A 15,499-nucleotide genomic window follows, 5' to 3' on the forward strand; every position below is an offset into this window, starting at 1 on the left:
CGTCGTCACAGGGCGTCGTCGTCCCCGACGAGACCGTCGAGCGCCATGCCGATCAGGCTCTCCGCGTCCATCGCGTCGATCGACGCGCGGCTGGGTCCGCCGGTTGCGGCCGGCTCCGGCACGGCCCGCAGTCCGGCCAGTTCGAGCAGGCTGTCCAGCAGGCCGGCCTCGCGTAGCCGTCCCACCGGGATGGCGGCGAGCGCCGCCCGCACGGTGCCCTCCTCGTCGCGCGGGCCGTCCGTGGTGCGCGGGGCCAGCTCGGCTGCGAGGTGGCCGGTGAGCGCGGCCGGGCTGGGGTGGTCGAAGACCAGCGTGGCGGTCAGCCTCAGGCCGGTGGCCTCGTTGAGCCGGTTACGGAACTCCACGGCGGTCAGCGAATCGAAGCCGAGGTCCTTGAAGGGCAGGCCGGCGTCGAACTCCTCGATGCCGAGCACCGCCTGGGCCTCGTCCTGCACCAGCCGCAGCAGCCGTTCGGACCGCTCCTCGGGGGTGAGTCCGGACAGTTCGCGGCGCAGCGCCGACGAGGCGGCCGGCGCCGCGGGGCCGGTCGGGCGCGGTGCCCGGACCAGGGAGCGCAGCAGCGGGGCGACGCGGGCGGCCTCGCGCGGGGCGAGGTCCAGGCGGGCCGGCAGCAGGACCGGTTCGGCGCGGCCCACCGCCGTGTCGAACAGGGCGAGTCCCGCCTGGGCGTCGAGGGCCTGCACACCGCCGGAGGCGATGCGGCGGGCGTCGGTGCCGGCGAGCCGGTCGGCCATGCCGCCGCTGCCCGCCCAGGCACCCCAGGCGAGCGAGACCGCGGGCAGGCCCAGCGAGCGGCGGTGGGCGGCGAGGGCGTCGAGGAAGGTGTTGCCGGCGGCGTAGCCGGACTGGCCGGGGCTGCCCAGCAGGCCGGCCGCGGAGGAGAACAGCACGAACGCCGTCAGCGGCCGCTCCCTGGTCAGCTCGTGCAGGTGCCAGGCGGCGTCCAGCTTCGGCCGCAGCACCGCGTCCAGCCGCTCGGGCGTGAGCGAGGTCAGGACGGCGTCGGCGACGACGCCCGCGGTGTGGACGACCGCGGAGACCGGGTACTCGTCCAGGGCCCGGGCGAGGGCGGCGCGGTCGGCGGCGTCGCAGGCGACGACGGTGACGCGGGCGCCGAGCGCGCCCAGTTCCTCGGCGAGCCCGGCCGCGCCGGGCGCCTCGGGCCCGCCGCGGCTGAGCAGCACCAGCCGCTCCGCGCCGTGCGCGGTCACCAGGTGCCGGGCGACCAGCCGGCCCAGGGCGCCGGTGCCGCCGGTGACGAGGACCCCGCCGGACCAGTCGGCCGGGGCGGGCTGGGCCTGGCGCGGAGCGCGCACCAGCCGGGGCACGCTCAACTCTCCTGATCGCAGGGCCAGTTGGGGTTCGCCGGTCGCGACCGCGGAGGGCAGCAGGCGGCGGGAGGCGTCCGTGTCGTCCAGGTCGGCGAGGACCAGCCGGTCGGGGTGCTCGGCCTGGGCGGAGCGGACGAGGCCCCACGCGGCGGCGGCGCCGGGATCGGTGACGTCCCCGGGGCCGGCGGCTCCGCGCGTCGCCACGACCAGCGTGGTGCCGGCGAAGCGGGCGTCGCCCAGCCAGTCCTGCACCAGGGCGAGCAACTGCCCGGCACCGGCCCTGGTCCCGTCCGGTCCGTGACCCCCGGTGTGGAGCAGGACCAGGGTGTCGGGTGCCTGTCCGGCGGCCTCGGCGAGGCCGTCGGCGACGTCGGCCTCGGCGACCTCCCCGGCCAGCGCGCCGGCCAGTTCGTGCCGGCCGGGGCCGAGCACCGTCCAGTGTCCGGCCTGGGGGGCGGCGGGCACGGGGACGGGCACCCAGTCGAGGGCGAAGAGGTCCTCGTGTCCGCCCGCGGCGGCAGCGGCGATCCGCTCGGGGTCCACCTCGCGCAGCGACAGGGACGCCACCCGCAGCACCGGCCGGCCGGTCTCGTCGGCGGCCTCGATGCGCACCGCGCCCGTGCCGGCCGGGGCGATGCGCACCCGCAGGGCGGTCGCGCCGCGGGCGTACAGCTCGACCCCGTTCCAGGCGAAGGGCAGCGTCATGCGTGCCCCGGCTCCGGCGCGCAGCCCGATCGTGTGCAGGGCGGTGTCGAACAGCGCGGGGTGCAGGCCGAACGCGGCGGTGTCGGCGGGGACGGCGACCTCGGCGTACGCCTCGTCACCACGCCGCCAGGCCGATCGCAGGCCCTGGAAGCGGGGCCCGTAGCCGGCGCCCAGCTCCGCCAGCCGGTCGTAGACGCCGTCCAGGGCGACGGGTTCGGCGCCCGGCGGCGGCCAGGCGGTGAGGCCGTGCGCGGGCTCTACCCCGGCGGGCCGCAGGGTGCCAGTGGCGTGGGTGGTCCACGGGTCGCCGTCTGCCGCGGCGGCGTACACGTGGAAGGGGCGGGCGCCGGTCGCGTCGGGCTCGCCGACCGTGCACTGCAGGCGTACGGCGCCGTCCTCGGGCAGGAGGAGCGGTTCGGTGACGGTCAGGTCCTCCACCGTGCCGCAGCCGACGCGGGCGCCGGCGGCGAGGGCCATCTCGACGAAGGCGGTGCCCGGCAGCAGCGGCACTCCCCCGACGGCGTGGTCCGCCAGCCACGGCTGGTCGGCGAGGGACAGCCGGCCCGTGTACAGGGTGCCGTCGGCGCCGGCGAGTTCGACGGCGGTGCCGAGCAGCGGGTGGTCGGCGGCCGGACGCGGCAGGCCGACGTCACCGGTCATCCAGTAGCGGCTGCGCCGGAAGGCGTAGGTGGGCAGGTCCGAGCCGTCGCGGTGGGGCAGCAGGGCCGCCCAGTCGACGGCGGCGCCGTGCACGTGCAGCGCGGCGAGCCCGGCGAGCAGGGCCTCGGTCTCCTCGCGGTCCTTGCGCAGCAGGGGTACGACGGCCGTCCCGTCGGGCAGGCACTCGCGCGCCGCCGCGGTCAGCGCGCCGCCGGGGCCGACCTCCGCGAAGTGCCGGGCGCCGGCCCCGTGCAGTGCGGTGACGGCGTCGGCGAAGCGTACGGTCTCGCGGGCGTGCCGCACCCAGTGGTCGGGGCCGGCGAGTTCGCCGCCGGACGCCGGTTCGCCGGTGAGGGTGGACACCAGCGGGATGCGCGGCGTGCCGTACGACAGGGACGCGGCGATCTCGCGGAACTCCTCCAGCATCGGGTCCATCAGGGCGGAGTGGAAGGCGTGGCTGACGGTCAGCTCCCTGGTGTGCTCGAAGCGGGCGGCCAGGGCGCGGGCCGGTCCGGCGGGGCCGGAGACGACGACGGACGCGGGCCCGTTGACGGCGGCCATCGCCACGCCGTCGCCCAGCAGGGGCGCGATCTCCTCCTCGGTGGCGCGCACGGCGATCATCGCGCCGCCCTCGGGCAGGGCCTGCATGAGGCGTCCCCGGGCGGCGACGAGCGTGCAGGCGTCCTCGAGGCCGAGCACGCCGGCGGCATGGGCGGCGGCGAACTCGCCGACGGAGTGCCCGGCGAGCAGGTCGGGCCGCACGCCGAACGACTCCAGCAGCCGGTACAGGGCCACTTCCACGGCGAACAGCGCGGGCTGGGTGTACGCGGTGCGTTCCAGCAGCTCGGCGGAGTCCAGGACGTCGGTGAGGGGCCGGTCGAGGAGTGGGTCCAGGTGGGCCCTGACCTCGTCGAACGCGGCGGCGAAGGCGGGGAAGGACGCGGCGAGGCGGGTGCCCATGCCGGGCAGCTGGGAGCCCTGGCCGGAGAAGAGGAAGGCGAGCCGGCCGTCGCCGGCGGTACCGAGGACGCCGGCCTGGGGCGTGCGGCCCTCCGCGACGGCCCGGACGCCGGCGGTCAGTTCGTCCCGGGTGCGGCCGAGGACGGCGGCCCGGTGGCCGAGCCGGGTACGGGTGTGGGCGAGCGCGCCGGCCAGGTGGTGCGGGTCGGCGTCCGGGACGGTGGACAGGTGCTCCAGCAGGCGGCCGGCCTGGGCGCGCAGGGCGTCCGGGGTGTGCCCGGAGAGCAGCCACGGCACGGTGCCGGTGGCCGGGCGGGCGGGCTCCGGGGCCGGCTCCTCGGCTGGTGCGGCCTCGATGATCACGTGGGCGTTGGTGCCGGAGATTCCGAAGGAGGAGACGCCGGCGCGGCGCGGGCGGCCCGGGTCGGGCCAGGGGCGGGACTCGGCGAGCAGCCGGACGTTGCCGCCCTCCCACTCCACGTGCCGCGAGGGCCGGTCGATGCCGAGGCTGGCGGGCAGGGTCTCGTTGCGGATGGCCTCGACCATCTTGATGACGCCGGCGACGCCTGCGGCGGCCTGGGTGTGGCCCAGGTTGGACTTGACTGAGCCGAGCCACAGCGGGCGGTCCTCGGTGTGCTCGGCGCCGTAGGTGGCGATCAGCGCCTGGGCTTCGATGGGGTCGCCGAGGGTGGTGCCGGTGCCGTGGGCCTCGACCACGTCGACCTCGCCCGCCCCGACGCCGGCCGCGTGCAGGGCGCGGCGGATGACGCGCTGCTGGGCGGGGCCGTTGGGGGCGCTGATGCCGTTGGAGGCGCCGTCCTGGTTGACGGCGGTGCCGCGCAGCACGGCGAGGATCCTGCGGCCGTTGCGGCGGGCGTCGGAGAGCCGCTCCAGCAGGAGTACGCCGGCGCCCTCACCGAATCCGGTGCCGTCGGCGGCGTCCGCGAAGGGCTTGCAGCGGCCGTCCCGGGACAGGCCGCGGTGCCGGCTGAACTCCACGAAGGTGCCCGGAGTGGCCATGACGGTCACTCCGCCGGCCAGTGCCAGCGAGCAGTCGCCCTGCCGGAGCGACTGGGCGGCCAGGTGCAGCGCCACCAGCGACGACGAGCAGGCCGTGTCGACGGACAGGGTCGGTCCCTGAAGGCCGAGGGTGTAGGCGACGCGGCCGGAGACCACGCTGCCGGAGCCGAAGCTGCCGAAGTAGTCGTGGTACATCACGCCCGCGAACACGCCGGTGTCGGAGCCGCGCAGGCTCGCGGGGTCGATGGAGGCGCGTTCCAGTGCCTCCCAGGAGGTCTCCAGCAGCAGTCGCTGCTGGGGGTCGGTGACGAGGGCTTCTTCGTCGTCCATGGCGAAGAACGCCGGGTCGAAGTCGGCGGCGTCGTAGAGGAAGGCGCCGTGCCGGGTGTAGCTGGTGCCGGGTCGGTCCAGTGTCGGGTCGTACAGGTTCTCGACGTCCCAGCCGCGGTCGGCAGGGAACTCGCCGACGGCGTCGCGGCCTTCGGCCACCATCCGCCACAGCTCCTCGGGCGAGCCGATGCCGCCGGGGAAGCGGCAGGCCATGCCGATGACGGCGATCGGTTCGCCGGCGGCGGCGTCCCGCGGTGCGGTGCGGGCGGTGACGTCGGCGAGGGTGCCGGTGAGTTCGCCGTGCAGGTGCCTCGCCAGTTCGGCCGGGGTCGGGTGGTCGAAGACGAGGGTGGCGGGCAGGCGGAGGCCGGTGGCCGCGTTGAGCCGGTTGCGCAGTTCCACGGCCGCCAGGGAGTCGAAGCCGAGTTCCCGGAAGGCGAGGGTGCGGCCGATGTCCTGGGCGGAGCGGTAGCCGAGGATGGTCGCGACGTGGCTCTGCACGAGTTCGGTGAGGAACGGTTCGCGTTCGCCTTCCAGCAGCCCGGCGAGCCGCTCCCGCAGGGCGTCGGCGCCGCCGGCCGCGCTCCGGCCGGTGGCCGCACCGGCCCGCCGCACGGGCACGAGGGCGCGGAACAGCGGGGCCAGGCCGTCGCCCTGGGCGCGCAGGGAGGCCAGGTCCAGCTTCACCGGCAGGACGGCGGGGTCGTCGCCGCGCAGGGCGGCGTCGAAGAGGGCGACGCCCTCAGCGGTCTCCAGGGGGGCGACACCGCCGCGGGCGATGCGCGTGAGGTCGGTCTCGCCGAGGGTGCCGGTCATGCCGCCGGCCTGTGCCCACAGCCCCCAGGCCAGGGAGTGCGCGGGCAGTCCGAGGGCCCGGCGGTGCACGGCGAGCGCGTCCAGGTAGGCGTTTGCGGCGGCGTAGTTCGCCTGGCCCGGCGAGCCGAGCGTGGCGGCGGACGAGGAGAACAGCACGAACGCCGACAGGTCCAGGTCCGCGGTGAGTTCGTGCAGGTTCCAGGCGGCGTCGACCTTCGGCCGGAACACGGTGTCGATGCGCTCCGGGGTCAGTGAGCCGAGCACGCCGTCGGCGAGGACGCCGGCCGCGTGGATCACGGCGGTCAGCGGCCGGTCGGCCGGTACGGCGTCCAGCACGGCGGCGAGCGCGGCCCGGTCGGCGACGTCGCAGGCGACGCTCGTCACCTCGGTGCCCAGGGCGGTGAGTTCGGCCACCAGGTCGTCGGTGGCACCGCTGCGGCTGAGCAGCAGCAGGTGCCGGACGTCCCGCTCGGCGACCAGGTGCCGGGCGAGGATCCGGCCGAGGGCACCGGTGGCGCCGGTGAGCAGGACGGTCCCGGCACCTGGTGCTCCGGCGCCGGGGGCCGCATCCGGCTCGTCCGTGGTGGCGCGGGCCAGCCGGGGCGCAAGCCAGCCGCCGTCCCGGTACGCCAGATGCGGCTCGCCGGTGGCCACCGCCTCGGCCAGTTCCTCGGCGTGCAGCTCCTGTGCGGACTCGACCAGCACGATGCGGCCGGGGTTCTCCGACTGGGCCGAGCGGACCAGGCCGCCGACCGCGGCGCCGGCCGGGTCGGTGCCGGTGACGACCACGAGGGCGGTGCCCGGCACCGGGGCTCCCCCCGCCGCGGCGTCGTCCGCGAGCCGGGTGCGCAGCTCGTCCAGGACGGTGCCGACGGCGGCCCGGGTCTCGGCGGCCGTCACACCGGCCGGGGCGCGGACCACCTCCGGTGCCGGCGTGCCCACGGTCGCTGCCGGGGCCGGTGTCCAGTCGACGCGGTACAGCGCGCCGGCGCGGGCCGAACGGGCCGCGGCCTCCAGCGCCTCGGTCCTGAGGGGGCGCAGGGTCAGCGAGTCGACGGTGGCGACGGGTGCGCCCGTGGGGTCGGCGAGGGTGAGCGAGACCGTGCCCTCGCCGGTGGGCCGGACGCGGACGCGCAGCGCGGTCGCGCCGGTGGCGTACAGCCGCACCCCGGACCAGGCGAAGGGCAGCAGGGCCTCGTCGCCCGCTGCGCCGGTGAGGCCGACGGTGTGCAGGGCGGCGTCCGACAGGGCCGGGTGCAGTCCGAAGCCGTCGGGTACGGCGTCGGTGGCGACCTCCGCGTACAGGCCGTCGGCGTCGCGCCAGGCGGCGTGCAGGCCCTGGAACAGCGGGCCGTAGCCGAGACCGAGGGCGGCGAGTTCGTCGTACAGGCCGTCCAGCGGTACGGGTTCGGCGCCCTGCGGGGGCCATGCGGTGGCGGGGTCGCCGGTGGCCGGGGCGCCGGTGTCCGGGAGGGTGCCGGTCGGGGCGAGCAGGCCGTCGGCGTGCCGGGTCCACGGCAGGTCCTCGTCGGGGTCCTCCGGACGCGACCAGATGGCGACCGGGCGGGTCTCGCCCTCGGGCGGGCCGACGACGACCTGGAGCTGGACGGCGCCGTGGTCGGGCAGGACCAGCGGTGCGTGCAGGGTGAGTTCGGCGATGTCGCCGCAGCCGACCTGGTCGCCTGCGCGCAGCGCGAGTTCCAGGTGGCCGGTGCCGGGGAAGAGCAGCCGGCCGCCGACCCGGTGGTCCGCCAGCCACGGCTGGGTGCCCGGGGAGAGGCGGCCGGTGAGGACGGCGCCCTCGCTGTCGGCCCGTACCATCGCGGCGCCGAGCAGGGCGTGGTCGGTGGGGGCGAGGCCGGCGGAGGTGACGTCGGCGCCGCTCGCGGTGCTGTCGAGCCAGTACCGCTCGTGCTGGAAGGCGTACCCGGGCAGCGGGACGCGGCGCGGCCGGCGGCCCTCGGCGACGGCGGTCCAGTCGACCGTGGCGCCCTGGGTGAAGGCCTCGCCCAGGGAGGTCAGCAGCCGGCCCCGGCCGCCCTCGTCGCGGCGCAGGGAGCCGACGGCGGCCACGGCGTCGTCGGTCTCCTGGATGCCGACGGTCAGCACGGGGTGCGGGCTGGACTCGACGAACAGGTGGTGTCCGTCGGCGACGGCGGCCCGTACGGCCTGCTCGAACAGCACGGTTCCGCGCAGGTTGGTGTACCAGTATCCGGCGCCGAGTTCCGCGGTGTCGACCGGGCCGCCGGTGACCGTCGAGTAGAACGGCACCCGGGTGCTGCGCGGCTCGATGCCGTCGAGGACGTCCGCCAGGCGTTCGCGCAGGGTCTCGACGTGGGCGCTGTGGGAGGCGTAGTCCACGGGCAGGCGCTTGGCACGGACCTTCTCCTTACGGAGCCGTGCGAGGAGTTCGTCCAGGGCGTCGGAGTCGCCGGACACCACCGTGGAGGCGGCGCCGTTGACGGCGGCGACCGACAGCCGGCCGTCCCAGGCGGCGAGCCGGGCGCGGACCGCGTCGGCGCCCTCACCGACGGACATCATGCCGCCCGAGCCGGACAGCAGCTCGGCGATGGCCCGGGAGCGCAGGGCGACGACGCGGGCACCGTCCTCCAGCGACAGGGCGCCGACCGCGCAGGCCGCGGCGATCTCGCCCTGCGAGTGGCCGATGACGGCGGCCGGGGTGACGCCGTAGGTGCTCCAGGTGTGCGCCAGGGAGACCATGACGGCCCACAGCAGCGGCTGGACGACGTCGACGCGGTCGAGATCGCCGCGCAGCTCGGTGGGGAAGTCCCAGTCGGTGTGCGGTGCCAGGGCAGTGGCGCACTCGGTCATGCGGGCGGCGAACGCCGGGCACTCTTCGAGGAGTGCGGTGGCCATGCCGGGCCACTGGGAGCCCTGGCCGGGGAAGACGAACACGGGCCGGGCGCGGCCGGGCGCGGTGCCTTCGGCGAGGTTGCGGGCGGTGGTGCCGTCGGCCAGCGCGGCCAGGGCGCCGCGCAGCTCGGCCGGGTCGGCCCCGGTGATCGAGGCGCGGTGCGCGAAGCGGGCCCGGGTGGTGGCCAGGGACCAGCCGATGTCGGACGGGTCGAGTCCGGGGTGCGTGTCGAGGTGGCCGAGGAGTGCGGCGGCCTGGCCGGCGAGCGCGGCGGGCGTCTTGGCGGTGAGCAGCCACGGCACGGCGAGGCCCTGGGGGGCGGTGCCTCCGGGCTCGGCGGGGACGGGCGGGGCGGTGCGTCCGGGCTGGGCGGGGACGGGCGGGGCCTGTTCGAGGATGACGTGGGCGTTGGTGCCGGAGATGCCGAACGAGGAGACACCGGCCCGGCGCGGCCGGCGCTGCTGCGGCCAGTCCCGTTGCTCGGTGAGCAGCCGTACCTCACCGGCCTCCCAGTCGATCTTCGTGGACGGCCTGTCGACGTGCAGGGTCTTGGGGAGGACGCCGTTGCGCATCGCCATCACCATCTTGATGACGCCCGCGACACCGGCGGCGGCCTGTGTGTGTCCGATGTTCGACTTGACCGATCCCAGCCACAGCGGCTGGTCGCGCTCCTGCCCGTAGGTGGCCAGCAGGGCCTGCGCCTCGATCGGGTCGCCCAGCGTCGTGCCCGTGCCGTGGGCCTCCACCACGTCCACGTCGGCGGTGGTGAGGCGGGCGTTCTCCAGGGCTTCGAGGATGACGCGTTCCTGGGAGGGGCCGTTGGGGGCGGTGAGGCCGTTGGAGGCGCCGTCCTGGTTGACGGCCGTCCCGCGGACGAGGGCCAGCACCTCGTGCCCGTTGCGGCGGGCGTCGGAGAGGCGTTCCACGACCAGGACGCCGACGCCCTCGCCCCAGACGGTGCCGCCCGCCGCGTCGGCGAAGGCGCGGGTGCGTGCGTCGGGTGCGAGCGCGCCCTGCCGGCTGAACTCGATGAACGTCTCCGGGGTGGCCATGACGGCGACGCCGCCGACCAGCGCGAGGGCGGACTCGCCCTGCCGGAGCGACTGGGCGGCCAGGTGCAGCGCCACCAGCGAGGAGGAGCAGGCGGTGTCGACGGACAGCGAGGGGCCCTCCAGGCCCAGGGTGTAGGCGATGCGGCCGGAGATGATGCTGCCGGAGCCGAAGCTGCCGAAGTAGTCGTGGTACTGGACGCCGGCGAACACGCCGGTGCGGCTGCCCTTGAGGGTGTGCGGGTCGATGCCCGCACTCTCCAGGGCCTCCCAGGAGGTCTCCAGCAGCAGCCGCTGCTGCGGGTCCATGACGAGGGCTTCCTTGGGGCTGATGCCGAAGAAGGCGGCGTCGAACTCGCCCGCGCCGTGCAGGAATCCGCCCTCGCCGACGTAGGAGGTGTCGGGCCGCCGGCGGGTGGGGTCGACGACACGGTCCACGTCCCAGCCCCGGTCGGCGGGGAACGGGCTGATCGCATCGGTGCCGTCGGCGACGAGCCGCCACAGGTCCTCGGGGGTGCGGACGTCGCCCGGGTAGCGGCAGGCCAGACCCACGATCGCCAGCGGCTCGTCGGCGCGGCCCGTGCCGCCGCGCCGGCTGCCCCGGCGGACCCCGGTCCGGGCGCCGCCGACCAGGGTGCCGAGGTGGGCGGCGAGCGCCTCGGGCGAGGGGTGGTCGAAGACGAGGGTGGCGGCGAGCCGCTGGTCCAGTTCGGCGGAGAGGGAGTTACGCAGTTCGATCGCGGCCAGCGAGTCGAACCCGAGGTCCCTGAAGGCCCGGTCGGTCTCCACTCCGGCCGGGTCCGTGTGCCCGAGCACGGCGGCGACGTGGGCGCGGACCGTGTGCAGCAGTGCCTCGGCGCGCTCCTCGTCCCCGAGTGCGGCCATCCGCTCGGCGAAGGTGCCGTCGGCGCCCTCGGCCGCCGCGGCCCGGCGTACCGGCCGGCCGGCCAGCGCGCGGAGGACGGGCGCGAGTCCGCTGCCCTGGGCGCGCAGCGCGGGCGGGCTGAGCCGCACCGGCGCCAGGGCGGGGCGGCCGGCCCGCACCGCCCGGTCGAACAGCGCGGTGCCCTCCGCGGCGGACAGGGCGGTCATGCCCGCGCGCGCCATCCTGGCCCGGTCGGCCTCGTCCAGGGAGCCGGTCATGCCGCCGGACGGGGCCCACGGCCCCCAGGCCAGCGACAGTGCCGGGCTGCCGTGGGCGTGGCGGTGGGCGGCGAGGGCGTCCAGGAAGGCGTTGGCGGCGGCGTAGTTGCCCTGGCCGGGGGCGCCGACGGTGCCGGCGACGGACGAGAACAGCACGAACGCCGCGAGGCCGGCGGTCAGCTCGTGCAGGTGCAGGGCGCCCAGCGCCTTGGGCGCGAGGACCGCGTCGATCCGCTCGGGGGTGAGCGAGGAGACCACGCCGTCGTCCAGGACGCCTGCGGCGTGGACGACGGCGGTGAGCGGGTGCTCGGCGGGGATGCCGGCCAGGACGGCGGCGAGCGCGTCCCGGTCGGCGACGTCGCAGGCGTGGGCGGTCGCGGTCGCGCCGAGCCGGGCGAGTTCGGCGATCAGGTCGTCCGCCCGGCCCGAGCGGCTGAGCAGCGCGAGGTGCCGGACGCCGTACGCGGTGACCAGGTGCCGGGCGAACACCGGGCCGAGGCCGCCGGTGGCACCGGTCAGCAGGACGGTGCCCTCGGGATCGAAGGCCGGCTCCGGTGCCTGTGCGGGGAGTTCGGCGCGCACCAGGCGGGCGGCGCGTGCGGCGCCGGAGCGCAGCGCGATCTGTGGTTCCCCGGTGGCGAGTACGGCCGGGAGTACGGCGGCGGCGTCCGCGCCGGGTTCGGCGTCGAGCAGCACGAACCGGTCCGGGTTCTCCGACTGCGCGGACCGCACCAGACCCCACACGGCGGCGCCCGCCAGATCGCGGACGTCCTCCCCCGCGGCACTCACCGCGCCCTGTGTGACGACGACCAGCGGGCGGGGGTCGTCGTCCTGGAGGGCGGCGAGCGCGCTGTGCAGGGCCTCCCGCACCGCGGTGGCGTCCGTGCCCGGTGCGCTGTGCAGCACCCGGTGGCCGGTGTCCGGGGCGTCGGCGTCCAGGGGCAGCGGCTGCCAGTCCAGCGTGAACAGGGCGTCGGCGCTGGTGTCCCGCGCGGCACGCAGGTTGGTGAGGGGCCGGGAGGCGAGCGAGGTGACCGTGGCGACGGGCGTGCCGGTGGCGTCGGCCAGGTCGACGGCGACGGCGTGCGGGCCCGCGGGCACCAGCCGGGCCCGCAGCACGGAGGCGCCGACCGCGTGCAGGGTGACGCCCTCGAAGGCGAAGGGCAGCCGGGCGGTGTCGTCGGCGGATCCGTCGCCGAGCAGGGCCAGGGAGTGCAGGGCCGCGTCGAAGGCGGCGGGGTGCAGGCCGAAGCGGGGCGCGTCGGCGGCGGGCCGCTCGGGCAGCCGTACCTCGGCGAACACCTCGTCGCCGCGCCGCCAGGCGGCCGTCAGGGCCTGGAAGACGGGTCCGTACTCCAGTCCGGCGGCGGCGTGCCGCTCGTACAGGCCGGTGGTGTCGAGGGGTTCGGCGTCCTCGGGGGGCCAGTCGTCCAGGCGGGTGCCCGGGGTGTCGGTGCCTGCGGCGAGGAGGCCGGAGGCGTGCAGGGTCCAGGGCTCGTCGGCGGGCAGGCTCTCGGCGCGGGCGTACACGTGCAGCGTGCGGGTGCCGGACGGGTCGGGGGCGCCGACGGCGACCTGGACGCGCGTGCCGTCGTCCGGTGGCAGCACCAGCGGTGCCTCCAGGGCGAGTTCCTCCAGGCGGGCGCAGCCGACCTGGTCGCCGGCGCGGACGGCCAGCTCGACCATGGCGGTGCCCGGGACGACGACTCGGCCGCCGACGACGTGGTCCGCGAGCCAGGCGTGGGTGCGCACCGAGAGCCGGCCGGTGAGCACGGCGCCGTCGGAGCCGGCCAGCACGGTGGCCGCGCCGAGCAGCGGGTGGTCGGCGGAGTCCAGGCCGGCGGAGCCGACGTCTCCGACCGGTGCGGCCGTCTCGGGCCAGAACCGGTCGCGCTGGAAGGCGGTGGTCGGCAGGTCGACGGTGCGGGCCCCGGTGAACAGCGCCGTCCAGTCCACGGCGGCCCCGCCCGCGTACAGCTGGGCCAGGGCGGTGAGCAGGGTCTCGGTCTCGTCGCGCTCGCGGCGGGTGGCGGCGGCCAGTACGGCGTCGGTGTCCGTGCCGTCGGCGGCCAGGCATTCGCGGGCCATGGCCGTCAGGACGGCGTCCGGGCCGAGTTCGAGGAAGCGGGTGACGCCCGCGGCGGCGAGGGAGCGTATCCCGTCGTGGAAACGGACGGCTTCGCGCACGTGCCGCACCCAGTAGTCGGGGGTGGCGATGTCGTGGGTGGCGAGGGCGCCGGTGACGTTGGAGACGACCGGGACGGTGGCCCGGTGGAAGGTCAGGGACTCCAGGACCGACCGGAACCCGGCCAGCATCGGTTCCATGAGCGGGGAGTGGAAGGCGTGGGAGACCGTCAGCCGGCGGCTCTTGCCGAAGCGGGCGGCCACCGCCTCGGCCTCGGCGGCGTCACCGGAGATGACCACGGAGCCGGGGCCGTTGACGGCGGCGATGCCGACCCGCTCGGTGAGCAGCGGGCGGACCTCGTCCTCGGTGGCGCGTACGGCGATCATCGCGCCGCCCTCGGGCAGGGCCTGCATGAGCCGGCCGCGCGCGGCCACCAGTGTGGTCGCGTCCTTCAGGTCGAGGACGCCCGCGACGTGGGCGGCGGCGATCTCGCCGACGGAGTGGCCGGCCAGGTAGTCCGGCCTGACGCCCCAGGACTCCACGAGCCGGTACAGGGCGACCTCGAAGGCGAACAGCGCGGTCTGGGTGCGGGCCGTCCGGTCCAGCGGCCCTGGGTCGTCACCGAGGACGAGGGCGCGCAGCTCGCCGTCGCCGGAGAGCGCGCAGATCTCGTCGAAGGTGCGGGCGAACACCGGGAAGTGCGCGTGGAGTTCCCGGCCCATGCCGGCGCGCTGGGAGCCCTGTCCGGTGAACAGGAACGCGGTCTGTCCCTTGCGGACGCGGCCCGAGGCGGCACCCGGTCCGCCTTCGGCGACCCCGGTCATGGCGGTGAGGAGCGCGGCGCGGTCGGTGCCGAGGACCACGGCCCGGTACTGGTGGGCGGTGCGGGTGGCCGCCAGCGAGTGCGCCACGTCCACCGGGTCCAGCTCGCCCGCGGCGGCGGCCAGGCGGGCGGCCTGCTCGCGCAGGGCGTGCCCGGTCCGGCCGGAGACCACCCATGGCACCAGCGGCGGCGCCGTACGGGGGCCGGGTTCGGCCGGTTCCCCGGCCGGGGCCTCCTCGAGGATGGTGTGTGCGTTGGTGCCGCTGGCGCCGAAGGAGGAGACCGCGGCCCGGCGGGGCCGGCCGGGGTCGGTCCAGGGCCGGTTGCCGGTCAGCAGGCGGACCTGGCCCTGGCCCCAGTCGACCTTGGAGGACGGCTCGTCGGCGAACAGCGTCTTGGGCAGGACCCGGTGCCGGATCGCCATGACCGCCTTGATGATGCCGGCGACACCGGCCGCGGCCTGGGTGTGCCCGATGTTGGACTTGACCGATCCGAGCCACAGCGGGGTGTCGGCGGGCCGGTCCTGTCCGTAGGTGGCGAGCAGCGCCTGGGCCTCGATCGGGTCGCCGAGGGTGGTGCCGGTGCCGTGTGCCTCCAGCAGGTCCACGTCGGCCGGGCCGAGGTGCGCGGCGGCCAGTGCGGCCCGGATGACGCGCTGCTGGGACGGCCCGTTCGGCGCGGTCAGGCCGTTGGAGGCGCCGTCCTGGTTGACGGCGGAGCCACGGACGACGGCCAGCACCTCGTGCCCGTTGCGGCGCGCGTCGGAGAGCCGCTCGAGCACGAGCATGCCGGCGCCCTCGCTCCAGCCGGTGCCGTCCGCCGCGTCCGCGAAGGATTTGCAGCGGCCGTCCAGGGCGAGGCCCCGTTGCCGGGAGAAGGCGATGAAGTTGCCCGGCGTGGACATCACGGTCGCGCCGCCCGCCAGGGCGAGGGTGCATTCCTTGTCGCGCAGCGCCTGTACGGCCAGGTGCACCGCGACGAGCGCCGAGGAGCAGGCGGTGTCGATGGTGACGGCGGGGCCCTCCAGGCCCAGGGTGTAGGAGATGCGGCCGGACAGCACGGCGGCCAGCACGCCGGTGCCGAGCGCCGTCTCGCTGTCCTGTGTCCGCGCCAGCAGGTCCTTGTAGTCCTGGCCGTTGGTACCGGCGAACACCCCGATCCGGGCGCCGTGCGCCGAGTCGGGGGCGATCCGGGCCCGTTCCAGGGCCTCCCACGACACCTCCAGCAGCAGTCGCTGCTGGGGGTCCATCGCGACCGCCTCGCGGGGGCTGATGCCGAAGAAGTCCGGTTCGAAGCCGGCCGCGTCGGCGAGGAACCCGCCCTTCTTGAGGTAGGTCCGGCCGGTGGCGTCCGGGTCCGGGTCGTACAGCCCCTCGACGTCCCAGCCTCGGTCGTCGGGGAAGTCACCGATGGCGTCGGTGCCGTCGTGGACGAGCCGCCAGAACTCCTCCGGGGTGCTGACGCCGCCGGGGAAGCGGCAGCTCATCCCGACGATGGCGATGGGTTCCCGGTCCTGGGTCTCCACCTCACGCAGCCGCTGGCGGGTCTGGGCCAGATCGGTGGAGACCCGCTTGAGGTAGGAGAGCAGCTTTTCGTCGTTGGTCATCGGGTGTCGCCACTCCTGTGCGAAGAGGTGGGCTG

At 76.4% G+C, this 15,499-nt stretch carries 1 protein-coding gene; it reads right to left on the minus strand.

Features of this window, described 5'->3' with window-relative positions; all coding sequences use genetic code 11:
• Positions 1-5: 5 nt before the first annotated feature.
• Entirely contained in the window at positions 6-15,464 is a 15,459-nt protein-coding gene (locus JK359_RS10935; protein ID WP_201834398.1) for a type I polyketide synthase, read from the minus strand.
• Positions 15,465-15,499: the final 35 nt, after the last annotated feature.

Source organism: Streptomyces actinomycinicus, from assembly GCF_016741775.1.
GTDB classification, from domain to species: Bacteria; Actinomycetota; Actinomycetes; order Streptomycetales; family Streptomycetaceae; genus Streptomyces; species Streptomyces actinomycinicus.